At 34.3% G+C, this 24,062-nt stretch carries 25 protein-coding genes; 15 read left to right on the plus strand and 10 right to left on the minus strand.

What is annotated here, in order from left to right; genetic code table 11:
- Positions 1 to 4: 4 nt before the first annotated feature.
- A complete protein-coding gene (locus AC51AA_RS02955; RefSeq protein WP_500704255.1) occupies positions 5 to 625 on the plus strand; it encodes an L-threonylcarbamoyladenylate synthase in 621 nt (206 codons plus the stop codon).
- 391 nt (positions 626 to 1,016) lie between these two features.
- On the opposite strand, the gene AC51AA_RS02960 is transcribed toward AC51AA_RS02955, so the two are convergent.
- Genes AC51AA_RS02960 through AC51AA_RS02970 form a run of 3 tightly spaced genes read right to left on the minus strand, consistent with a single transcriptional unit; the run spans position 1,017 to position 3,378 of the window.
- A complete protein-coding gene (locus AC51AA_RS02960) occupies positions 1,017 to 1,850 on the minus strand; it encodes an OmpA/MotB family protein (RefSeq protein ID WP_500704256.1) in 834 nt (277 codons plus the stop codon).
- Positions 1,851 to 1,887: 37 nt separating this feature from the next.
- Entirely contained in the window at positions 1,888 to 2,907 is a 1,020-nt protein-coding gene (locus tag AC51AA_RS02965) for a glycosyltransferase family 2 protein (protein WP_500704257.1), read from the minus strand.
- A gap of 24 nt (positions 2,908 to 2,931) precedes the next feature.
- On the minus strand, positions 2,932 to 3,378 hold the full coding sequence (locus AC51AA_RS02970) for a type I restriction enzyme HsdR N-terminal domain-containing protein (RefSeq protein WP_500704258.1): 447 nt from the start codon (positions 3,376 to 3,378) through the stop codon (positions 2,932 to 2,934).
- A 97-nt stretch (positions 3,379 to 3,475) separates the two neighbouring features.
- On the opposite strand from AC51AA_RS02970, the gene holA reads away from it, so the two are divergent.
- The 3 genes from holA (at position 3,476) to ettA (ending at position 6,495) form a co-directional block, all read left to right on the plus strand.
- A complete protein-coding gene (gene holA / locus AC51AA_RS02975; protein ID WP_500704259.1) occupies positions 3,476 to 4,480 on the plus strand; it encodes a DNA polymerase III subunit delta in 1,005 nt (334 codons plus the stop codon).
- Positions 4,481 to 4,546: 66 nt separating this feature from the next.
- Positions 4,547 to 4,729, plus strand: a complete 183-nt coding sequence (locus AC51AA_RS02980) for a CAL67264 family membrane protein (protein WP_500704260.1) — start codon at positions 4,547 to 4,549, stop codon at positions 4,727 to 4,729.
- Between the two features lie 71 nt (positions 4,730 to 4,800).
- Positions 4,801 to 6,495 carry an energy-dependent translational throttle protein EttA gene (ettA, locus tag AC51AA_RS02985; protein WP_500704261.1) on the plus strand — a complete coding sequence of 565 codons (1,695 nt, stop codon included), beginning with the start codon at positions 4,801 to 4,803 and terminating at the stop codon, positions 6,493 to 6,495.
- 82 nt (positions 6,496 to 6,577) lie between these two features.
- Here the strand turns inward: ettA and AC51AA_RS02990 are convergent, their stop codons facing one another.
- The gene (locus AC51AA_RS02990) at positions 6,578 to 6,991 is read right to left on the minus strand and encodes a thiol-disulfide oxidoreductase DCC family protein (protein WP_500704262.1); all 414 of its coding nucleotides are present in this window, start codon (positions 6,989 to 6,991) and stop codon (positions 6,578 to 6,580) included.
- Positions 6,992 to 7,252: 261 nt separating this feature from the next.
- Complete coding sequence (locus tag AC51AA_RS02995) at positions 7,253 to 9,418, minus strand: endonuclease MutS2 (protein ID WP_500704263.1); 2,166 nt, start codon at positions 9,416 to 9,418, stop codon at positions 7,253 to 7,255.
- Positions 9,419 to 9,528: 110 nt separating this feature from the next.
- On the opposite strand from AC51AA_RS02995, the gene ung reads away from it, so the two are divergent.
- Positions 9,529 to 10,200 (plus strand): uracil-DNA glycosylase, encoded by a 672-nt coding sequence (gene ung / locus AC51AA_RS03000; RefSeq protein ID WP_500704264.1) that lies wholly within the window; start codon positions 9,529 to 9,531, stop codon positions 10,198 to 10,200.
- A 92-nt stretch (positions 10,201 to 10,292) separates the two neighbouring features.
- Here ung and AC51AA_RS03005 read toward each other — a convergent pair whose 3' ends face one another.
- The 5 genes from AC51AA_RS03005 to porX form a co-directional block, all read right to left on the minus strand.
- Positions 10,293 to 10,679 (minus strand): DUF4258 domain-containing protein, encoded by a 387-nt coding sequence (locus AC51AA_RS03005; protein WP_500704265.1) that lies wholly within the window; start codon positions 10,677 to 10,679, stop codon positions 10,293 to 10,295.
- 36 nt (positions 10,680 to 10,715) lie between these two features.
- Positions 10,716 to 11,915, minus strand: coding sequence for an alanine dehydrogenase (locus AC51AA_RS03010; RefSeq protein WP_500704266.1), 1,200 nt, complete (start codon positions 11,913 to 11,915; stop codon positions 10,716 to 10,718).
- Positions 11,916 to 11,998: 83 nt separating this feature from the next.
- On the minus strand, positions 11,999 to 12,472 hold the full coding sequence (locus AC51AA_RS03015; protein WP_500704267.1) for a GNAT family N-acetyltransferase: 474 nt from the start codon (positions 12,470 to 12,472) through the stop codon (positions 11,999 to 12,001).
- A gap of 88 nt (positions 12,473 to 12,560) precedes the next feature.
- On the minus strand, positions 12,561 to 12,968 hold the full coding sequence (gene tsaE / locus AC51AA_RS03020) for a tRNA (adenosine(37)-N6)-threonylcarbamoyltransferase complex ATPase subunit type 1 TsaE (RefSeq protein ID WP_500704268.1): 408 nt from the start codon (positions 12,966 to 12,968) through the stop codon (positions 12,561 to 12,563).
- Between the two features lie 114 nt (positions 12,969 to 13,082).
- Complete coding sequence (gene porX / locus AC51AA_RS03025; RefSeq protein ID WP_500704269.1) at positions 13,083 to 14,636, minus strand: T9SS response regulator signal transducer PorX; 1,554 nt, start codon at positions 14,634 to 14,636, stop codon at positions 13,083 to 13,085.
- Between the two features lie 222 nt (positions 14,637 to 14,858).
- Between porX and AC51AA_RS03030 the strand changes: the two genes are divergently transcribed.
- The 10 genes from AC51AA_RS03030 to AC51AA_RS03075 all read left to right on the plus strand — a co-directional run bounded on the left by AC51AA_RS03030 (position 14,859) and on the right by AC51AA_RS03075 (position 23,986).
- Positions 14,859 to 16,088, plus strand: a complete 1,230-nt coding sequence (locus AC51AA_RS03030) for an HD domain-containing protein (protein ID WP_500704270.1) — start codon at positions 14,859 to 14,861, stop codon at positions 16,086 to 16,088.
- 39 nt (positions 16,089 to 16,127) lie between these two features.
- Complete coding sequence (gene lpxD, locus AC51AA_RS03035) at positions 16,128 to 17,171, plus strand: UDP-3-O-(3-hydroxymyristoyl)glucosamine N-acyltransferase (RefSeq protein WP_500704271.1); 1,044 nt, start codon at positions 16,128 to 16,130, stop codon at positions 17,169 to 17,171.
- Entirely contained in the window at positions 17,164 to 18,552 is a 1,389-nt protein-coding gene (locus AC51AA_RS03040; protein WP_500704272.1) for a bifunctional UDP-3-O-[3-hydroxymyristoyl] N-acetylglucosamine deacetylase/3-hydroxyacyl-ACP dehydratase, read from the plus strand. Before lpxD ends, AC51AA_RS03040 begins: the two co-directional genes overlap by 8 nt.
- 74 nt (positions 18,553 to 18,626) lie before the next feature.
- Positions 18,627 to 19,412 carry an acyl-ACP--UDP-N-acetylglucosamine O-acyltransferase gene (gene lpxA, locus AC51AA_RS03045; protein ID WP_029270176.1) on the plus strand — a complete coding sequence of 262 codons (786 nt, stop codon included), beginning with the start codon at positions 18,627 to 18,629 and terminating at the stop codon, positions 19,410 to 19,412.
- Positions 19,413 to 19,470: 58 nt separating this feature from the next.
- Positions 19,471 to 20,037 (plus strand): elongation factor P, encoded by a 567-nt coding sequence (efp, locus tag AC51AA_RS03050; protein ID WP_500704273.1) that lies wholly within the window; start codon positions 19,471 to 19,473, stop codon positions 20,035 to 20,037.
- A 133-nt stretch (positions 20,038 to 20,170) separates the two neighbouring features.
- Positions 20,171 to 21,100, plus strand: coding sequence for a UDP-3-O-(3-hydroxymyristoyl)glucosamine N-acyltransferase (locus tag AC51AA_RS03055; RefSeq protein ID WP_500704274.1), 930 nt, complete (start codon positions 20,171 to 20,173; stop codon positions 21,098 to 21,100).
- 1 nt (position 21,101) lies between these two features.
- Entirely contained in the window at positions 21,102 to 21,464 is a 363-nt protein-coding gene (locus AC51AA_RS03060) for a nuclear transport factor 2 family protein (RefSeq protein WP_500704275.1), read from the plus strand.
- A gap of 85 nt (positions 21,465 to 21,549) precedes the next feature.
- On the plus strand, positions 21,550 to 22,422 hold the full coding sequence (gene sucD, locus AC51AA_RS03065; protein WP_500704276.1) for a succinate--CoA ligase subunit alpha: 873 nt from the start codon (positions 21,550 to 21,552) through the stop codon (positions 22,420 to 22,422).
- Between the two features lie 147 nt (positions 22,423 to 22,569).
- A complete protein-coding gene (locus AC51AA_RS03070) occupies positions 22,570 to 22,998 on the plus strand; it encodes a hypothetical protein (protein WP_500704277.1) in 429 nt (142 codons plus the stop codon).
- A 376-nt stretch (positions 22,999 to 23,374) separates the two neighbouring features.
- A complete protein-coding gene (locus AC51AA_RS03075; RefSeq protein ID WP_500704278.1) occupies positions 23,375 to 23,986 on the plus strand; it encodes an RNA polymerase sigma factor in 612 nt (203 codons plus the stop codon).
- Positions 23,987 to 24,062 lie beyond the last annotated feature (76 nt).

The following is a 24,062-nucleotide window of genomic DNA, read 5'->3' on the forward strand; positions in this document are numbered from 1 at the left end:
CGAAATGGCTGAATTTATAAAAATATACCCGGATAAACCTAGCGAAGCTGCAATAGCGAAAGTGGTAAAAGTACTTCAGAATGGTGGTTTAGTAATTTATCCGACTGATACCGTGTATGGATTGGGTTGTGATATTACCAATTCGCGTGCTTTGGAAAAAATTGCTAAAATAAAAGGTGTTAAATTAGAAAAAGCTAATTTCTCCTTTATCTGTCATGACTTGAGTAATCTTTCTGACTATGTGAGGCAAATTGATACGGCGACATTTAAAATTTTGAAGAGAGCTTTACCAGGGCCTTATACTTTTATTTTGCCAGGAAATAATAATCTGCCAAAGGAATTTAAAAAGAAAACCACCGTTGGTATTCGTGTACCGGATAATAGTATTGCTTTAGAAATTGTAAGACAATTGGGTAATCCAATCGTTTCCACCTCGATTCGTGACGAAGATGATGTAATTGAGTATACTACAGATCCAGAATTGATTTTTGAAAAATGGCAGAATCTTGTTGATCTTGTTATTGATGGAGGTTATGGAGATAACGTGGGTTCAACGATTATTGATCTTTCAGAGCATGAACCGGTTGTGATAAGAGAAGGAAAAGGAGATCTTAGTATATTGTAAATTACTGATTATTAGATTGTTATATTGTTAAGGGTTGGTTTTGTTTTTAACAGGTAAGAAGATTGTAGAAGAAAAGTATAATTTGGCCTATTTTTTGTAAATAAAAACTTAATTTGTCTGAAATTAAAAAATAAATTACTAATTTTATTCATAGTTAAAATTTAGTTAGTTAATTTAAAAATAATGCTATTCTTAGTTATATTTAATTGGTTATTAAAAAAAAATTAAGGATACATAGAAGCAGGTCAATTTGGCCTGCTTTTTCTGTTTAATAAAGTAGGTATAGAGATAGCTTCAGTTATTTTCATTGTAAAAAATAAGAGCATAAAAAAAAGCAGGTCATGTAGACCTGCTTTTTCTATTTAATAAAGTATGTGAAAAACGTCGATTATTATTTCGATTGTTTTTTCATTTCTTTTTCAATCATATCATAGAATTGATCGATTTTTGGCATAACAACAATACGAGTTCTTCTGTTACGACCTCTATCTTCTGCAGTATCATTAGATACTAAAGGTACATAAGAACTTCTACCAGCTGCAATTAATTTTGCTGGATTAACTCCAAGTTCATTTGTTAATACACGTACAATAGAAGTAGAACGTTTAACACTTAAATCCCAGTTGTCTAACAAAACACCATTGCTTTTGTATGGAACAGTGTCAGTGTGACCTTCAACCATACATTCGAAATCAGGTTTGTCATTTACTACTTTTGCAACTTTAGCTAAAACACTTTTCGCTTTATCGTTTACATCATAGCTTCCGCTTTTGAATAATAATTTATCTGCAATTGAAATAAATACAACTCCTTTTTCTACATTGATTTCGATGTCTGGATCATTAATTCCAACAGCTCCTTTTAAGCTAGTAACTAAAGCTAAAGTAACACTGTCTTTTTTAGTTAAAGCATCTTGAAGTCTAGATATTTTTAAATCTTTTTCTTTTAGGCTTTCTAAAGATTTTTCAAGATTTTCAGCTCCTTTTGTTGTCAATACAGTTAAATCTTTCGAAGTACTGATTAAGTCTTGATTGTGTTCTTTGTAACTTGCAGCAGTAGCAGCTAATCCCGCTTTTTCTTCTAAACAAGAATTTAATTTTACTGTACAAGAGTTTAATAAATCCTGTGTTTCTTTGTTTTTAGCTTCTAAATCAGCATATTTCTTTTTCGAAACACACGAAGTTAAGGCCATTAATACGGATAGTGCAATTACTATTTTTCTCATAGATTTTAAATTTAATATTAGTTGTTGATTTACAAATTTAGTTTTTAATATTTTGATAAGTGTTAAAGATTTCTTTAAATACGCCTATTTTCTTGACGTAATGCAAGTATACAATGCTTTTTACACTATAATATTGTTGCAGTTGAAAGTCCTTCCTTTTTTTTAGGTAAAGTAGTGATACCTTATAAAATGAAAAATGTGCTTGAACGATGGCCCAGGTATGTTTGAATTTGCCTTGGGTTAAAAAACGAACGCCGGCAATTCCATCGAGAACCATTCGGGTTAAGATGATAAAAAATAATCCTTTTTTCGGTAAATTTTTCACCAACATTAATAAGGAGTTTCTAAAATTTAAATACGTTTTTCTAGGATTTCCTTGTTGCAAAGTTGCTCCGCCAACATGGTAAACAACAGATTGTGAATTGTATTTAATAATATGTCCTTCGTTTAAGGCACGCCAGCATAAATCAATTTCTTCTTGATGCGCAAAAAAGCTTTCGTCAAAACCTTCTAGTTCGCGATACACTTCTTTTCGGATAAAGAAACAGGCTCCTGATGCCCAGAAAAGCTCGCAATTGTCATCATATTGGCCGTTGTCCTTTTCGATGGAATCAAAAATTCGTCCACGACAATAAGGAAAACCATATTTATCAATAAATCCACCTGCTGCACCGGCATATTCAAAGTATTCTTTATTTTTGAAATCAAGAATTTTAGGTTGAATGATAGCGGTTTGTTTTTCAGAATCAAATGTGTGAAGGATGGGTTTAAGCCAATTTTCAGTGACTTCAATATCGGAATTGACTAAGGCATAAATTTCAGCATCAATATGTTTTAAAGCATCATTGTAGCCTTTTGCAAAGCCATGATTACCACTGTTTACAATGATTGTAATGCTTGGAAAATGTTCTTTGATAAAATTGATAGAATCGTCTGTAGAAGCATTATCGGCAACATAGACCGTAGCTTCTTGGGAAAATTGAACCACAGAAGGTAAAAATTGTTCTAACAATTTTACGCCGTTCCAATTTAAAATGACAACTGCTATTTTATCCAAAAGTATGTATTTAATTTAGTTTGTTTATTTCTTATAATCAGGCAATTCTCTTAGGAATTGATATCGTTCATTTTCAAAATCCATCTGGCAAAAAAAATGACTCAATCCGTTCGTTACATACAAAAACCGTGCCTGCATTGTCATATTATAGCGGGCGATTTGATCGAAAGTAGCTTGTGAGATTTTAACCTCAGGGGCCTTGCACTCTACTAATATATGTATAGAACCATCAGAGTTAAACACCACTACATCATATCTTTTTCGTAATCCGTTGACTGTTAAAACTTTTTCAACGTTAACGAGTGATTTTGGATATTTTTTCTCATTCATTAAAAAATGAACGACATGTTGGCGAACCCATTCTTCTGGGGTAAGAATGATAAATTTTTTCCTGATTTCATCAAAAATAGACACTTTATTTTCGCTATTTTTGAATCGAAAAGTATAGGTAGGAAAATTTAACTGCTGCATGGCGCAAAAATATAAAATAGTTTTTAGGTTTCTGGGGTAAAGTTTTAAGTTATTGAAACAACAACAGCCTGAAACGTTAAACTTGAAACAAAAATAGATGGACGAAGTTGTAAAAATTGTTAATGATATAAAAGCGGGAAACATAAAACCTATTTATTTTTTAATGGGAGAAGAGCCGTATTATATTGACAAATTAGCTGAGTATATGGAGCAGCATATACTATCAGAAGAAGAAAAGGGATTCAATCAGACAGTGTTGTACGGAAGAGATGTAACGGTAGAAGAGATTGTTTCAACGGCCAAGCGCTATCCTATGATGGCTGATCGTCAAGTAGTTATTGTGAAAGAGGCTCAAGACTTATCCCGAACGATAGATAAAATAGAATCCTATGTGATTAATCCAATGCCTACTACAGTGCTGGTTTTTTGTTACAAATACAAAACTCTTGACAAACGTAAAAAGGTCACCAAGCTGTTGGCTCAAAATGGCATCGTATATGAAAGTAAAAAACTTTACGAAAACCAAGTGGGTGATTGGATCAAACGTGTGTTGGCGGGAAAAAAGTATACAATTGATCCTAAGGCAAATGCAATGTTGGTGGAGTTTCTGGGAACGGATTTGAGTAAAATAAATAATGAGTTAGAAAAATTACAGATTATTTTACCCCAAGGCACGGTCATTACGCCACAACATATTGAAGAAAACATCGGGTTTAGTAAGGATTACAATGTTTTCGAACTTCGAAAAGCTATTGGAGAGCGCAATCAACTCAAAGCGTATAAAATTGCGGAAAATTTTGCTCATAATCCCAAAGAATACCCAATTGTAATGACTACTGGATTGGTTTTTGGTTTTTTCGTACAGCTTTTAAAATACCACGGACTTAAAGATAAAAATCCTAAAACTGTAGCAGCTGCAATTGGTGTCAATCCCTTTTTCTTAAAAGAGTATGATTTGGCAATAAAGAATTATCCGATGAGAAAAGTCAGTCAAATTGTAGGGGCTTTGCGTGATGTTGATGTTAAAAGTAAAGGAGTTGGCGCCAATGCCTTACCTCAGTCGGATTTGTTAAAAGAAATGCTGTACAAAATATTCAATTAAGCCGTAAATATTCACGATATTTGCATTTCTAAAAATGAATGACATTAAAAAATAATTACGCAATTTATGGGAATGAATAAAAATACCATTTTAGGATGGGCTACTTTTATAATGGTACTTATGGGTTTGTTGCTTATAGGTCTTGGAGCTTTTAGATACAGAGATGTTTCAGGCTGGGGATTTGTAGCGGTTGGTGTTGGTTTTTTTGCTAATGCCTGGGTTTTTAATGCTTTGAAAGGTAGGGTTTAACTAAATCAATTGCCTTACGATTAGCGGAATTTAATAAAGAATAGAATAATTAAAATAAAAAATAAATTAGTATGTCAGACGATAAGAAAGTAATTTTTTCGATGTCAAAATTGAGTAAAACATACTCAAGCAGTGATAAACAAGTACTGAAAAATATCTATTTAAGCTTTTTCTATGGAGCTAAAATTGGTATTCTAGGTTTAAATGGTTCTGGAAAATCTTCTTTATTGAAGATTATTGCAGGAGTAGATAAAAATTATCAAGGAGATGTTGTTTTTGCTCCAGGGTATACCGTTGGGTATTTAGAGCAAGAACCACAGTTAGATGATGAAAAAACGGTTATTGAGATTGTTCGTGAAGGTGTTGCTGAAACAATGGCAGTTCTAGAAGAATTCAATCAAATCAACGATAGTTTTGGTTTGCCAGAGGTGTACGAAGATGCAGAGAAGATGGAAAAACTAATGGATCGTCAAGCACTTTTGCAAGATAAAATTGATGCATTAGGCGCTTGGGAAATCGATACCAAATTAGAAATTGCTATGGATGCTTTACGTACTCCAGATGGAGATACGCCAATTAAAAACCTTTCAGGAGGTGAGCGTCGTCGTGTAGCTTTGTGTCGTTTGTTATTGCAACAACCTGATGTATTGCTTCTTGATGAGCCTACCAACCACTTGGATGCGGAAAGTGTGCTTTGGTTGGAGCAGCATCTAGCACAATATGCAGGAACTGTAATTGCAGTAACGCACGATAGGTATTTCTTGGATAATGTGGCAGGTTGGATTTTAGAGTTAGATAGAGGAGAGGGTATTCCATGGAAAGGGAATTATTCTTCTTGGTTAGATCAAAAATCAAGCAGAATGGCATTGGAAGAAAAAGTAGCTTCAAAACGTCGTAAAAACTTAGAGCGTGAGCTTGACTGGGTTCGTCAAGGTGCAAAAGGTCGTCAGACCAAGCAAAAAGCGCGTTTACAGAATTACGACAAATTATTAAACGAAGATCAAAAACAACTGGATGAAAATCTAGAAATTTATATTCCGAACGGCCCTCGTTTAGGAACCAATGTGATTGAAGCTAAAAATGTTGCCAAAGCTTTTGGAGATAAATTATTGTATGATAATTTAAATTTCACTTTGCCACAAGCTGGAATTGTTGGGGTTATCGGACCAAACGGTGCTGGTAAGTCTACTATTTTCAGAATGATTATGGGAGAGCAAGAGCCAGATAGCGGTGAATTTTCAATTGGAGAAACAGTAAAGATTGCTTATGTAGATCAAGCGCACTCTAATATTGATCCAAACAAATCGATCTGGGAGAATTTTGCAGATGGTCAAGAATTAATCATGATGGGTGGACGCCAAGTAAATTCTCGTGCTTATTTAAGTCGTTTTAATTTTGGAGGAAGCGATCAAAATAAAAAAGTATCTATGCTTTCTGGAGGGGAACGTAACCGTTTGCACCTTGCGATGACTTTGAAAGAAGAAGGAAACGTACTTTTGTTAGATGAGCCTACCAATGATTTAGATGTCAATACGCTTCGTGCACTTGAAGAAGGTCTTGAAAACTTTGCAGGTTGTGCGGTGGTTATTTCTCACGACAGATGGTTCTTAGATAGAATTTGTACACACATTCTAGCTTTCGAAGGAGATTCTGAAGTGTATTATTTCGAAGGTGGTTTCTCTGAATACGAAGAAAACAAAAAGAAACGTTTAGGTGGTGATTTAACGCCTAAGCGTCTGAAATACAAAAAATTAATCAGAAGTTAATTAACTGATTGATCCTAAAAAGGAAGCCTCAAACTTAAAAGTTGAGGCTTTTTTTATGGGGTATCTAAAGAGAAATTTAGGATTATAAAAACTTTGATTTTACTTCCGAAGTAGGACTCATGCAGCTTTCTTTTTTTCCATACCAACTGTACCTATTTTTAGCGATGTAGTCGTATGTCAAATTGCGGATCTTTTCGGGTAGAATTTTACAAATGGAAGCTAAAGTAAAAAATCCGCCTAAATCTTTTGCAATTTCGATTACTGCTGAGGATTTGTAAAAATACGCAACACCGGGATGGTATAAAATAATGCTGTCTATTTTATTGGGATCGACTCCTATATAGTTACAGATTTTATTTCCCAATTCTGATTGTAAAGGAACAAAGCGAAAAATATCCTTTTGATCATGTTTGATAATAAACTGCACAGCGCTGTTGCATAAATTGCAAACGCCATCAAAGAGAATTATTTTTTTATTTGCAGGTAAGTCGATCATGGTTGTCAAGTTTCGGATTTAGATTTCAAATTCTTTGGAAATACTGGCTATTGATTTTATCTATCAAAAACAAATACGTGATCAATTTTAAGGATTAAAAGTAGCTTCTATAGTTAATCTTTAAGCGATTATTTTTAATTTTCGATCTTGAGAGCTGTTTGGGGAAATATTTCCCATACAATCGCTTTATTTTAATTCTTGATCTTTTTTTTCTTTTTTTAAGTCAAAATATCCGAGCTTGAATAGAGATGCAGCTGATAATTATTTTTTAGCGGCTTCTACTAATTCCAATTCATCCAAACTTACCTTTGAGGTAAATACGCCGTAATTGACAGTGGCTTTATTTTTTTCAATAACATCGATACTACCGACAGCTCTTCCATCTAACATTCTTACTCGATCACCTACTTTTAAAATAGGTTTAGGTTTCTCGATAACAGGTTTTAGTTTCTTCTCTTTCTTCTCTTTTCGGATCTCTTCTACTTGAACGGAAACTTCAGCAATCACTTCTTTTTTCTTTTCAACTATGGCCTTGGCTTCCTTCGGAGTTGCTTTTTTGCGTTTTGAATTTTCAATTTCAATAATTTTTAAAAACTCTCCGATCAGCTCTTTTTTATTTTTATTATTGAAGTACTTTTCTGAGATGTCTTCTATTTTTTGTCCAATGTAAATGGTTTTCTGATTGCTGTCGTATAATTCTTGATAGCTTTCTAGTTTTTGTTTGATTTTTACATTGATGTTTTCCATTTTTTTACTTTCCTCACGAGCTCTGGTTTCTTCTTCTTTTAAATTGATAGAAGTTTTTTCAAGTTTAGAACGCTCTTTTTGAAGGGTTGCAATGGTCTTGTCAAAGCGAACTTTTCCGACTTCAATTTTCTTTTTAGCACGATTAATTAAACCAAAAGGAATACCATTTTTAAGGGCTACTTCAAAAGTAAAAGAACTTCCGGCCTGACCTAAAGCTAGCTTATACATCGGTTCTAATGATTTTTCATCAAACATCATGTTGGCATTTGTAGCAAAAGGTAATTCGTTAGCTAGAATTTTTAGATTGGAGTAATGGGTGGTAATGATCCCGAATGCTTCACGATGATAAAATTCTTCTAAGAAAATTTCCGCTAAGGCACCTCCTAATTCTGGGTCAGAACCCGTTCCAAATTCATCAATTAAAAACATGGTTTTCTTATTGCATTTCTTTAAGAAGTAATTCATGTTTTTTAAACGATAGCTATAGGTACTTAGGTGATTTTCAATAGATTGATTGTCTCCAATATCAGTCAAAATGCGATCAAACAAAAAGGTTTCACTGCGTTCGTGAACCGGTATTAGCATACCTGATTGCAGCATTAATTGCAGTAAACCAACTGTTTTTAGCGAGATTGTTTTTCCTCCTGCGTTAGGTCCAGAAATTACAATAATTCGATTGTCTTGTTTTAATTCTATGGTTTGAGGATGCGTGATGGCATTCTTCTCTTTGTTGTTTAGGTATAAAATTGGATGATAAGCCTCTCTAAAAAACAAACGACGTTCCTCGGTTATAGTAGGTAATATTCCATTTATTCTATTGGCGTATTTGGCCTTTGCAGCAACGACATCAATATCGCTTAAAAACTCTTGGTATTCAATCAAAAGCGGTAAAAAAGGACGGATGGCGTTGGATAATTGTTTTAGTATTTTGGTGATTTCTTCTTTTTCTTCGTACTCTAAGTTGCTTAGTTCTCGAGAATATTGAAGCGTAGTTTCCGGTTCGATGTACGCAATACTTCCCGTTTTTGAACTGCCTAAGATAGAACCTTTTACCTTACGGCGATACATAGCTAAAACCGCTAAAACTCTACGGTTTTGCACAAAACTTTCTTTGATGTCATCGAGATAGCCAAGACTGTTGTACTGGGTTAGGGCCGAACCAAAACTTTGGTTTACTTTTCCGCGGACGATATTCATGCTCTTGCGAATATCGAGTAATTCCGGTGAAGCGTTATCTTTTATCTCTCCATATTTATCAACTATGGCATCTATTAGAGTGACAATCTCTTTGGTGTATTCTACTCTAGAGGCTCTGGTGTTTAAATTCGGGTAATAATCATCAAATTTTTTAAGGAAATTCAATAAAAAGTTGGCCGTTGAGGAAAGTGTAGCGATTTTTCTAAAACTACCTACTTCTAGGAAGCTGTCTTCAATAGCTAAAAATTTAATTTCGTGTGATATGGCGTCAAACCCGTGATTGGGAATGGCGTTATTATTTTGAAATGAAGAAACGTACTCTGAGGTTTGCATTAAGGCTTGCATCAGGGTTTCTTTATCTCTAAAGGGGGTGATTTCTAGTGCTTTTTGTTTTCCAATATCGGTATTACAGCTCGCTGAGATAGTTTCTAGAACGGTTGGAAATTGTAAGTCTTGTAAAGTTTTTTCGGTAATGGATATCATTATATATCTTAAGTTGTAAAGTTCAAAGTTACAAAGTTTTAAAACTAAATAGCAGTATTAATGGGGACTTTGAGAAAAACTTTGCGTAATTTGTATAAAGTTTACAAAAAATGAAAATTAATCTTTCGCCAGAGTGGCAAATTGTTTTAAAGGATGAAATTGAAAAGGCCTATTTCAAGGAATTGTTATTGAATTTGGACCAGGAATATCAAAAGCATAGCTGTTATCCACCGACAGACTTAATTTTTTCAGCCTTTAATCAATGTAGTTTTACTGATTTGAAAGTGGTGATTATTGGGCAGGATCCTTATCATGGGGTAGGTGAAGCCAATGGATTGAGTTTTTCTGTCAATGAGGGAGTTCGGATTCCTCCTTCCTTGCGTAATATTTATAGAGAATTAAACGATGATATGGATTCTGTTTTTATGCCTAGTTCGGGTAACTTAGAAAAATGGGCCAAACAAGGAGTGTTGCTTTTGAATGCGTCCCTAACCGTTCGAAAAGATAGTCCCAATAGTCATAAACATTTGAAATGGAATCTTTTTACCGACGCGGTTATTCAGGCCATTTCAGAGCAAAATGAGAATATTGTTTTTCTATTGTGGGGAGGTTTTGCGCAAAAGAAGGGGCTAAAGATCGATCGTTTGAAACATTTTGTTTTAACATCGGGTCATCCTTCGCCTATGAGCGCGAATCAAGGAAAATGGTTCGGGAATAAACATTTTAGCCAAACCAATACTTTTTTAAAATCCAAAGGGATTACCACAATCGACTGGTTGTAGTGTATATGAGGTAAAACGATACCGCTTTTTATAATGGCATCCGGACTAATAGTCAAAGGCGTGATCTTCCATTATAAAAAGCGGTATTTTTTTTATTTTTGAATATCTTTCTTAATAATCTCGTCTAAAACAGCTTTGTTTTCGTAGTTGATTACTTTTAGGATTACTTCTTGATTTTTTACTGTTTTTCCTTCTATAATGTATAATTTTCCTTTTTTGAAAGGAACATTACTTTGGTCAAAATCAACATCACCAAATTTTAAAGTATTTTTAATGTCTGCAGTATCAATCCATTTTTCATTTAAAGTTTGGATGGCTTTATCTGAATATTGAAAAGGTTTTGTGCTTAGGTTATTCAAAACTCTTGCGTTTGGAAAATAGTTGCAACGGGTATCTTTTCCACTGAAAACAAGACCTACAAAAAAAGAACCGATAACCAAACCAATTAAATAATAAGCAAAACGATGTACGAATTTCATGGAATATTTTTTTTGCAAAGGTACATTAAAGTTCCTTTAGAATACAAGTAAATTAATATCGTTATCTGGTAAATCAAACCATTCGGCAATCGCTTTGTTGGTTAAGATTCCATGATACAAATAGATTCCATTTTTAAGTCCTTTATCGCATCTAATTGCGTTTTCTAACCCGCCATCTTCGGAAATCTGAAGTAAGTAAGGGGTGAGAATGTTGCTAATGGAAAGAGAAGCTGTTTTGGAATATCTAGAAGGGATATTGGGTACACAATAGTGTAAAACATTGTTTTTGATAAAAGTGGGTTTCTCATGAGTTGTAACTTCCGAACTTTCAAAACAACCTCCTGTATCGATACTTACATCTACAATGACTGCACCTTTTTTCATGTGTTCCACCATAGTTTCAGTAACGACTATGGGACAACGCTCGTTACCACGCATCGCACCAATGGCAACATCACAACGTCTTAAGGCCTTTAATAAGGCTTTTTGCTGGATGGTAGAAGTAAAAATGCGTTGGGGTAGATTATTTTGTAAACGGCGTAATTTGGTGATAGAGTTGTCAAACACTTTAACGTTTGCACCTAAGCCAATGGCTGTTTTGGCAGCAAATTCACCAACAGTGCCAGCGCCTAAGATTACCACTTCAGTAGGAGGGACTCCGGTTATATTGCCAAATAGAAGCCCTTTTCCAAATTCATCTGTAATCATCAATTCTGCTGCGATGAGTATGGAGGCTGTACCGGCAATTTCACTTAAGGATTTTACAGCTGGATAGGATCCGTCTTCATCTTTAATGTATTCAAATGCGAGTGCGGTTATTTTTTTTAAGGCCAAAGCTTCAAAATAAGACTTTTTCTTGGTCTTTAATTGTATGGCCGAAATAATAATGGTTTCCGGATTGATCATCTCTATTTCAGCCAAAGTAGGCGGTTCTACTTTGAGTAATAAAGGACAGCCAAAAACTTTTTTAGTATCTTTTGTTACTTCTGCACCTGCATCACTGTATTCTTTGTCGGAATAACTGGAGCTTTCTCCAGCTCCTGATTCGATCATTACGCGATGTCCTTCATAGGTTAAGGAATTCACAGCATCTGGAGTCAAACAAATACGACGCTCTTGATAACTAGTTTCTTTAGGTATTCCTATGAAAAGTTCCCTCCTAAATCGGCCAATTTCCAGTTTTTCTTCCTGTGGCAGCAATTGTTGTTTCGTAAATGGAGTTAAGGTTATTGACATGGTTGGTGCAAAATATTAAGAGTACAAATTACGTAAAAAGTTTTAAAAACACTGTGAATATTCTGCTAATAGTGCATTAAAAATTAGGCTATTATTTTTTTCATTTTAATGTCGGCTCTTTCGTAAACTGCTGCTTCTAGAGGAACTTCAATAAAACCAAATTTTCGATACAAATGAAGAGCTGGTAATAAGCTTCGGTTGGAATACAATAGTAATTTTTTAATGTTGTTTTTTTGAGCCACATCCATACAATGTAACAACAATTGATTGCCTATCCCTAAGCCTTGTGCTCGGTCTGAAACGGCCATTTTACTCAATTCAAAAGTAGTGTCGTCTATTTTTAATAAGGAAACAGTTCCGAGAATCTCGTTGTTGTATTTGGCGTAAAAAATCATCCCACCTTTATCAATGATCTCTTCTTGGGGATTCGAAAGGGTTAAGTGGTCTTTTTCTTCTACTTTAAAATACTTGCTGAGCCATTGGAGGTTCAAGGTTTTAATAGCGTCCTTTAAATGGGGGGCAAAAGGAATTATTTCTACGGTGTTTTCTGGAGTCATTAGCTAATAAATGGAGTGGTTTTACAGGAACTTAGAAGTACTGTGCTTGGGCTATCTCAAAGAGAACAGCTTGTTTGTTATTTTAAACTTAGGTTAGTTGTAGTGCTCTTTTTCCATCAGCCAATAGTGAAATGGTAATCACTGCATGCTCCTCAGGGATTAAACTGGCGATTTTCTCTGACCATTCAATGAAACACCAGTTTCCAGAATACAAATAATCATCCACACCCATGTCAAGAGCTTCTGTTTCTTTGTTGATACGGTAAAAATCAAAATGATAAACGATTTGATTGTTTGCAGCGTCGTATTCATTAACTAAAGAAAAAGTTGGACTACTTGTGGCGTCTTGAACGCCTAGAGTTTTACACAATTGTTTGATTAAGGTAGTTTTTCCAACACCCATATCTCCATTAAAAAGGATGATTTTTTTTGGATTTTGTGCCAGAATTTGTTCGGCTACTTCTTGAATTTGATCTAATGAAAAAACGATATTCATTCTTACTTTTGTTAAATTTTATTTTCTTTTGGCCATTGATTTCATTGATTTATGCAGCGAAAGCAGCTTGATTTTAATAAAAATCAATGAAATCTATGGTTTCATACTAAAGCTTTATTTTGGGTTAAAAACCAAAAAGGGGATAATCATTTCTTCTAAAGAAATACCACCATGTTGATAGGTGTTTTTGTAATAACTGACATAGTGATTGTAGTTGTTTACATAGGCTAGAAAGAAATCATTTTTAGCAAAAATAAACGAACTACTCATGTTGATGGCAGGGAGTCCAATTGTTTTAGGTTCCTTTACTACATAGACATCTTTTTGTTCATAGGTTAAACTACGACCTGTTTTGTAGCGCAAATTTAAACTTGTATTTTTATCTCCAACTACTTTTGAAGGGTTTTTTACATTAATAGTACCGTGATCTGTGGTGAGGATTAATTTGAAACCTAGGAGTTGAGCTTGTTGAATGATTTCTAAAAGAGGTGAGTTTTTGAACCAACTCAAGGTCAAGGAGCGATACGCTTTGTCGTCTGAAGCCAGTTCCTTTACCACTTCCATCTCGGTTTTGGCGTGCGAAAGCATATCCACAAAGTTATAGACCACTGTGACCAAATCATTTCCTTTTAAGGCTTTGAAGTTTTCGGCTAGTTTTTTACCGCCAGCGTAATTAGTAATTTTAAAATAGTCCTCCTTAATATTTAAGCCTAAACGTTTTAATTGAGCGGAAAGGAATTCAGCCTCATAAAGGTTTTTTCCTCCATCTTCAACGTCATTTTTCCAATATTGTGGAAATTGCTTTTCCATCTCAGTAGGTAATAAACCAGAGAAAATGGCATTTCTAGCATATTGAGTAGCCGTAGGTAGTATTGAATAATACGGAACCTCTTTTTCTAATTTGTAATAATTAGCCACTACTTTTTCAAAAGACTTCCATTGGTCGTAGCGCAAATTATCAATTACGACAAACAAAATAGGTTTGTCCTTCTTTTTGATTTCCGGAACAACTAATTCTTTGAATAAGGTGTGTGATTGCACGGGTTTGTCTGCTTTTGGAGCAAACCAATCTTCATAATTTCTTTCGATGAATTTACCGAATTGTGAATTGGCTTCTACTTTTTGAGATTCTAGAATTTCGACCATGGCTTGATCGTTGATGTTTTCTAATTCCAACTCCCAGAAAACTAGCTTTTTGTATAGTTCTATCCAATCTTCATAGGAGTTGACCATAGCCATTTCCATAGAGATTTTACGGAATTCTTTCTGGTAATCTAATGTTGTTTTTTCAGAGATTAACCTCGAATGGTCCAAGTTCTTTTTTAAGCTCAATAAGATTTGATTCGGATTGACCGGTTTGATCAAATAATCTGCGATTTTAGAACCAATGGCTTCTTCCATGATGTATTCTTCTTCGCTTTTGGTAATCATAATCATGGGTATAGCCGACTTTTTTTCCTTCATTTCTGAAAGCGTTTCTAAGCCGCTCATTCCGGGCATATTTTCATCAAGAAAAACAATATCAAAATTGTCTTCTTCAAATAAAGCAATTGCGTCTAAGCCATTGTTACAAGTGGTTATTGTGTAGTTTTTTTTCTCTAGAAATAATATATGTGGTTTCAAAAGATCGATTTCATCGTCGACCCAAAGTATTTTAATTTTATCCATAAACAATCTTAATTTTAATGCAATTTAAAAGTATAGAACTTAAAAAGTATTAAAAATAGTATAAAATTCAGAATAAGAAATGGTGTTTTTTTTGTGAAGGAATAAAAGGTGATTTGTGGGGGCTTAAAAGGGTGTTAAAGAGGGCTTGTTTTTTAAATTAAAAACGCAAAGCTCTTTATAGTTATTTACTTATATTTGTTGACCTAAAAAAAGAACCAAATAGTGACTCATATCAATAAGTTAAAAATATTCAATGATCCCATTTATGGGTTCATTTCCATTCCGAACGAACTTATTTACGACCTAATCCAGCATCCGTATTTTCAGCGTTTACGCCGTATTTCGCAAATGGGTTTATCGTATTTGGTTTATCCTGGGGCTAATCATACTCGTTTTCATCATGCTTTGGGCTGCATGCATTTGATGCAGAAAGCAGTAGAAACGCTTCGTTTTAAAGGGGTAGCCATTTCAGCTGAGGAAGAAAATGCTTTATATATTGCTATTTTATTGCACGATATCGGGCACGGGCCGTTTTCGCATGCGATGGAAAAAAGTATAGTGGAAGATGTCAATCATGAGGCGATCTCGTTATTGTTTATGAATCAGTTGAATGCGGAATTTGACGGAAGACTTAGTTTGGCGATTCAGGTCTTTAAAGGAGATTATCACAGGAAATTTATGTTACAATTGATCTCTAGTCAATTGGATATGGATCGAATGGATTATTTAAAAAGAGATAGTTTTTATACAGGGGTTGCCGAAGGAAATGTAAATTCTGAACGTTTGATTCAGATGATGAATGTAGTGGACGGGACTTTGGTTATAGAAGAGAAAGGAATTTATTCCGTAGAGAAATTCCTACTGTCTAGACGATTGATGTATTGGCAAGCTTATTTGCATAAAACAAGTTTAGTCGCAGAGTTAATTTTGATGAAGGTTTTAAAGAGGGCTAGAGAATTAACCTTAAAAGGTGTTACTTTAACCTGTAGTGAGCCTCTTTTGTATTTTATGCAAAACAAAGTAGCTCTGGAGGATTTTAACGCTGAGAAGTTAGATTTATTTGCTCAATTAGATGATTTTGATATTATTAGCGCTTTAAAAGCCTGGCAAAAACAAGATGATTTTATTCTTTCTACCTTGAGTAAAATGCTGATCAATAGAGACCTGTTGAAAATTAAATTGAGTGCGGATAAGATTCCAATGGAAGAATCACAATCTTTGAAAGAAGAATTCGCTAACGAGCATCATATTACACAATTAGAAGCGGGCTATTTCATATTCAGAGGTAAAATAAAAAACCAGGCGTATAGTAAAGAAGCAGAACCAATACGAATTTTGAAAAAAGATAAAACTATTGAGGATGTTGTAGAAGCATCTGACCAGCTGAATTTGAAATCGTTATCTAAATTGGTGACAAAATATTACATCTGTTTTCCAAAACAACTTATCTAAAATTAATATTTAAAATCTATTTTTTATATTTTTGTCGCAATGAAATTTACAGCAGAACAAATAGCAGGAATTTTAGAAGGAGAAGTTGTTGGGAATCCCCATGCAGAAGTTTCTCGGTTATCTAAAATAGAGGAGGGAGAAGAAGGATCACTTACTTTTTTGGCTAATCCCAAATATATCAATTACATATATACTACAAAAGCGTCAGTAACGATTGTGAATGACAGCTTTATACCTGAACAGGAAATCACCACCACTTTAATAAAAGTAGAAGATGCTTATGCCTCTTTTTCTAAGCTTTTACAGTTTTACAATCAAGTAAAATTGAATAAGAACGGAATAGAGACCCATTCTTTTATGTCTGAAGGGACTAAGTATGGCGAAAATTTGTACTTAGGAAGCTTCAGTTATATTGGACAAAACGTAGTTTTAGGGGACAACGTAAAGATCTATCCGAACAGTTTTGTCGGAGATAATGTTGTTATTGGAGATAATGTGTATATTTTTGCAGGCGCTAAAATTTATTCTGAAACTATCATTGGAAACAATTGTACCATTCATTCCGGGACTATTATTGGTGCGGACGGTTTTGGTTTTGTACCCAATGAAGAGGGAGAATACAGTAAGGTTCCTCAAATCGGGAACGTGGTTATTGAAGACAATGTTGATATTGGAGCCAATACGACCATAGATAGAGCGACTCTTGGTTCAACGATCATCAGAAAAGGAGTTAAATTAGACAATCAAATTCAGATTGCGCATAATGTAGAAATTGGGAAAAACACGGTTATTGCAGCGCAATCAGGTGTTGCTGGTTCTACAAAAATTGGCGAAAACTGTATGATTGGCGGGCAAGTAGGTATCGCAGGTCATTTAATTATAGGGAATAATGTTAGACTGCAGGCTCAATCAGGGGTAGCAAGAAACATTAAAGACGATGAAATATTGCAAGGGACACCGTCTCTTGCCTATACTGATTTTAACAAATCGTATGTGCATTTCAAAAATCTACCTAAAATTGTTGCCGAAATTGATGAATTAAAAAAACAAATAATAAACCCAAAAAATGGAAATAATGGTTAAACAGAAGACCATCAAAAATGAAATTTCACTAACAGGAGTTGGATTACATACTGGGAAAGAAGTTACCATGACTTTTAAACCAGCTCCAATTAATAATGGTTTCACTTTTGTAAGAGTAGATTTGCAAGGCCAACCAGTCATTGAGGCTGATGCTAATTATGTGGTTAATACGCAAAGAGGTACTAATTTAGAGAAATTAGGTGTAAAAATTCAAACTCCAGAGCACGTTTTAGCGGCTTTAGTAGGTTGTGATTTAGACAACGTTATTATAGAATTAGATGCTTCAGAACTTCCAATTATGGATGGTTCTTCAAAGTATTTTGTTGAAGCTATTGAAAATGCTGGTATCGAAGAGCAAGAGGCTAAACGTAATGTTTATGTGGTAAAAGAAGTTATTTCCTTTACTGACGAAACTACAGGTAGCGAAATTTTGGTGATGCCAAGCGATGATTATCAAGTAACTGCAATGGTTGATTTTGGTACTAAAGTTTTAGGTACACAAAATGCAACGATGAAAAGTATAGCCGATTTTAAAGACGAAATTGCAAATTCTAGAACTTTTAGTTTTTTACATGAATTAGAGTCTTTATTAGAGCATGGATTAATAAAAGGTGGAGATTTAAATAACGCTATTGTGTACGTAGATAAGGAAATCTCGGATGCTACGATGGAGAATTTAAAGAAAGCCTTTGGGAAAGATCAAATTTCAGTTAAACCAAATGGTGTTCTAGATAATCTTACTTTGCATTATCCAAACGAAGCAGCCAGACACAAATTATTAGATGTGGTTGGAGATTTGTCTTTGATTGGTGTGCGAATTCAAGGAAAAATTATTGCGAACAAACCAGGACATTATGTGAACACTCAGTTTGCTAAAAAGCTGGCGAAAATTATTAAAATAGAGCAAAGAAACCATGTGCCTGTTTATGATTTAAATCAAGAGCCCTTGATGGATATTCATAAAATTATGGCTGTTTTACCTCACAGACCTCCATTTTTATTGATTGATAGAATTATTGAGATGTCTGATAATCACGTAGTGGGAATGAAAAATGTAACGATGAATGAAAATTTCTTCGTAGGACATTTTCCAGAAGCACCAGTGATGCCAGGGGTTTTAATTGTAGAAGCAATGGCACAAACAGGAGGGATTTTAGTGTTAAGCACGGTTCCAGATCCTGAAAATTATTTGACCTATTTTATGAAAATAGACAATGTCAAATTCAAACATAAAGTGTTGCCTGGTGATACTTTAATTTTTAAATGTGAATTGATTTCTCCTATCAGAAGAGGAATTTGTCACATGCAGGCCAATGCGTACGCAAACGGTAAATTAGTAACTGAGGCAGAATTAATGGCTCAAATAGCTAGAAAACAATAATAAATTAATCATTTTTATTGTTTACGTTTGTTGCCCAAATTAGATTATTTTAATTTAAAATATAAAACTTACAGATGAATCAACCATTAGCATATGTTCATCCCGGCGCGAAAATCGCTAAAAATGTTGTAATTGAGCCCTTTACGACAATCCATAACAATGTTGTTATTGGAGATGGTACTTGGATTGGTTCAAATGTGACCATCATGGAAGGTGCTCGAATTGGTAAAAATTGTAATATTTTTCCAGGAGCAGTAATCTCTGCTGTGCCACAGGATTTAAAATTTGGTGGAGAAGATTCACTTGCTATCATTGGTGATAATTGTACCATTAGAGAGTGTGTGACCATCAATAGAGGTACTGTTGCATCTGGGCAAACGATATTAGGAAATAACTGTTTGGTTATGGCTTATGCGCACATTGCACACGATTGTGAAATCGGAAACAATGCCATTATTGTAAATGGAGTTGCTTTAGCAGGTCACGTTGTGGTGGGTAACCACGCCGTTATTGGAGGTTTGGCTGCTATTCATCAATTTATTCACATTGGAGATCATGCTATGATTTCAGGTGGTTCTTTGGTGAGAAAAGATGTGCCGCCTTATACAAAAGCAGCAAAAGAGCCGTTATCTTATGTAGGAATCAATTCAGTTGGTTTAAGAAGAAGAGGATTTAGTACTGAAAAAATAAGAGAAATTCAGGAAATTTACAGAATTTTATACCAAAAAAATTACAATACAACACAAGCTTTAAGTATTATTGAAGCAGAAATGGAAGCCACTCCTGAGAGAGATGAAATTTTAGATTTTATTCGAAATTCGTCAAGAGGAATTATGAAAGGGTATTCTGGAAATTATTAAATTTCAGGAGCAATTTTTATAATAAAAAAACAAAACATTAATTAAAATATACAATATAATGGCATCTACATCAGATATTAGAAACGGATTATGTATTAAATTCAATCACGATATATATAAAATCGTTGAATTTCTTCACGTAAAACCAGGAAAAGGTCCAGCTTTCGTAAGAACAAAATTAAGAAGTTTAACTACAGGAAGAGTATTAGATAATACCTTTTCTGCAGGACATAAAATTGACGATGTTCGTGTAGAAACGCATACATATCAATTTTTATATGCTGAGGGAGACGAATTTCATTTTATGAATACAGAGTCTTTTGAGCAGATTTCTTTGAATAAGGCCATTTTAGATGCGCCTGGATTGTTGAAAGAAGGAACAAATGTAATGGTTCAAGTGAATACAGAAACAGATTTACCGTTATCAGTAGATATGCCAGCATCTGTAATTCTTGAAGTTACTTATGCAGAACCTGGTGTTAAAGGAAACACAGCTACAAACGCAACTAAATCAGCTACTGTAGAAACAGGAGCAAGTGTGAATGTACCTTTGTTTATCAACGAAGGAGATAAAATTAAAATTGATACTGCTTCAGGTTCATACATGGAGCGCGTAAAAGAGTAGTTTATTGATTAGATCATTTGTCAATGGGTCAATTAGAAATGGGAGCACAGCAACATTTTGAGTATTCCTTTTCTAATTGACACATTTTCTAATTGACACGTTTTCTGATTGATAAATTTTCTAATTAAAATATATGAAATTTCCAAAAGTTCACTCTTTACGAGAAATTGCAAATTTGCTTGATTGCGAATTTATAGGCGACGAAAATTTTCCAGTTCTAGGCATGAATGAAATTCATGTTGTAGAAGCGGGTGATATTGTTTTTGTTGACCATCCAAAATATTATGATAAAGCTTTACAATCGGCAGCTACTATTGTTTTAATCAACAAAAAGGTAGATTGTCCAGAAGGTAAAGCTCTTTTAGTTTCTGACGATCCGTTTAGAGATTTCAATACCCTAACCAAACACTTTAAGCCTTTTCAAGCAACCAATGTGGCCATAGCAGTATCGGCTACTATCGGAGAAGGAACGGTAATTCAACCCAATTCTTTTGTGGGAAACCATGTAACAATTGGAAAAAATTGTGTGATTCATTCTAATGTTTCTATCTACGATTATACGGTAATTGGAGATAATGTGATTATTCACGCGGGAACGATCTTGGGAGCTGATGCTTTTTATTATAAAAAAAGAGCGGATGGTTTTGATCAATTGATCTCTGGAGGTAGAGTAGTAATTGAGGACAATGTTGGAATTGGTGCGTTATGTACCATTGACAAAGGAGTTACGGGGGATACCACTATTGGTGCAGGAACAAAGATTGACAATCAGGTGCATGTTGGACACGATACCGTAATTGGAAAGAAATGTCTGATTGCTTCGCAAACCGGTATTGCAGGTTGTGTGATTATTGAGGATGAAGTAACACTTTGGGGACAAGTAGGGACTACCAGTGGTATCACTATTGGAACAAAGGCTGTTATTATGGGACAGACAGGGGTAACCAAATCGGTTGAAGGAGGAAAATCTTATTTTGGAACACCTATCCAAGAATCAAGAGAAAAGTTAAAACAGTTGGCTAATATCAAAAAGATTCCTGAAATTCTAAATAAATTGAAATAATATGTCTATTAAAGAATTTGTTCAAAAATTTTATAAGTCTGATGCCTTAATTGATTGCGAAGTAATGAAAACTTATTTGCATCCAGAGGTCATCGTGGAATGGAATAGTAGCAAAGGATTGATTCAGATGGATTATGATGCATTGCTAGAAATGGCCAATGAATTAAGTCGTGCATATGTGCGCTCAAAAGTTAGGATTAGCCATATTTTGGCGGAGGAAGATTTGGTATCGATACGATATTCACATTTTGTGAAAACTATCGAAAATCCAAGGGAAGAGATGTTGCTGGCTCATTTTTCGACAATTTGGCAAATAAAAGACGATAAATTGTATCGTGGTTATCAAATGAGTCAATTTTCTTAATATTTTTTGATGACAAAAAGGTTAGAATAAGTTACAAAACCTTACTTTTGCATCACAATTTAAAAAACTACATAAAATATATATCATGAGTGTATTAGTTAATAAAGATTCCAAAATAATTGTTCAAGGATTTACAGGAAGTGAAGGAACTTTCCACGCTTCTCAAATGATTGAGTACGGTACTAATGTTGTGGGTGGTGTAACTCCAGGTAAAGGAGGAACTAGCCATTTAGATCGTCCAGTTTTTAATACAGTAAAAGATGCTGTTGATCAAGCTGGAGCTGATACATCTATTATTTTTGTACCACCAGCTTTTGCAGCTGATGCAATTATGGAAGCTGCTGATGCTGGAATTAAAGTAATTATTGCTATTACAGAAGGAATTCCTGTAGCAGATATGATTAAAGCAAATAGTTATGTTAAAGAAAGAAATTCTAGATTAATTGGACCTAACTGTCCAGGAGTAATTACTCCAGGTGAAGCTAAAGTTGGTATTATGCCAGGTTTTGTTTTCAAAAAAGGAACAGTTGGTATTGTTTCTAAATCTGGAACTTTAACTTATGAGGCTGCTGACCAAGTGGTAAAACAAGGTTTAGGAATTACGACAGCGATCGGAATTGGTGGAGATCCAATTATTGGAACTACAACTAAAGAAGCTGTTGAATTGTTAATGAATGACCCAGAAACTGAATTGATCATTATGATTGGTGAAATTGGAGGTCAATTAGAAGCTGATGCTGCTAAATGGGTTAAAGCTGATGGTAACCGTAAGCCAGTTGTTGGTTTTATCGCTGGAGAAACTGCTCCTGCTGGTAGAACAATGGGGCATGCAGGTGCTATTGTTGGTGGTTCTGATGATACTGCTGCTGCTAAAAAACAAATCATGAGAGACAACGGAATTCATGTTGTTGATTCGCCAGCTGAAATTGGTAAAAAAGTAAAAGAAATATTAGGATAATCTCCGATATTTAAAATAAAAAATTCCAAAAAAGTCTCAATATTTTGTTGAGACTTTTTTTACATTAATAGAATGTTGGGAATCAATAGACACTTAGGGGTTTCGTATTTTGAAAACGCGGCAGCTTGGTAATAAAAAATAAAAATTATGTACAAAGAATTAGAAAAGTTTAAAGTAAGCAACAGTTTTACTTTTACTATTGAAGACAGTTTAGAACAAGTTTGTAATGCTCCAGAAGCAGGTGCAGGTGTTTTTGTTGTTTATGCAGTTGAAGGTGATGCAAAAGAACTAATCATGGTAGCTTCTACTGGAACTGTTCAAAATGATGGCACTTTAAAAAGTAAAAACGGTGGTTTATATGATAAAATCGTAAACGGACATCAATTTGCAAAGACAGGAAGAAAATATTCTTGGCCAGCACAAATGAAATTAGAAGGTATTGCAGCACTTGAAGTAGTTTGGCATGAAACTTTCAATGCTGATGTAAAAGCAATTCCAACTGCTGTTGAAGGACAAGTTCTGCAAAATTTCTTAGATGAAAACGCAAGATTACCAAGATGGAATGTAGCTTTCTAAGCTGTATTTTGATAAAAATTCAAAAGCCTTACTAGTAATAGTAAGGCTTTTTTTATGGCTGAATGCTACTCCAATCTCTTTCGTTACAAGTTCATAAGATTTTTTACTATAGAATAGTTGTTGTTTGTAGGTAATAACTTATGAAAATAAGCTTTCAAGTGAAGTTTAAAAAAACAAAGAATAGTCTAGATCCCTATGACCGCCGTAGTTTAGGTGGTTTTTAGATTATGAAAAGGCTTCTTTAGTGTAAAAAAATTGGTTTTAAAGGTTTGCTTTTATATATTTATCGAACAGAATGAAAATATAATGTTAAAAAATTATATTCTCTTCATTCGTATGATTGTACTGTTATAAGAATACCTGACCCCAACTAATTATGAAAAGCCAAACGTTACCATTGAGTTCTTTTGATGATCTTTCCCTTTGGGGAAATCTGAAGGAAGGAGACGAGAAATCATTTTCGATGTTATTTGAAAGATATTATGGAGATTTAGTGCGTTATGGAAATTCGCTTTCACCTTATACAGAAAAAGTACAGGATTGTGTACAAGATGTATTTGCCGATATTTGGGTTTATAGAAATTCTCTGCAAGCTACTGTTGTGGTAAAAGCGTATTTATTGGCTAGTGTTCGTAAACGAATAGCCCGTTTGCAAGAGCGGGATCATATTTTTCGAAAAGTAGCCAGTACTGATTCTATCGCTTTTTTATTAGAATTTTCAGTAGAACATAATCTTATCGATGACGATTATGCAACCAAGGAAAAGGTCAATCATCTCAATCGTTTATTGAATGAGCTACCAGCACGTCAAAAGGAAGCATTGTACTTAAGGTATCATCAAGGGCTAACTGTGGAACAAATCGCAGAAATGCTAGAAGTAAACTATCAATCCGCCAGTAACTTGCTGCATCGTGGTTTACTCAACTTGCGTAAAGAATGGAAGGGGAGTTTGCCGTTATTGGTGCTCCTATCTTCAGGTAGTTTTTAGTTTTTTGAAAAAAAAAGTAAAAAAAATCACCATCAGCTGAGTATGGAATCAAAAAGCTGTCCTCTATGTTTTTGTA

The sequence above is a fragment of the Flavobacterium sp. OHVDL-2026-0007 genome (assembly GCF_059882335.1).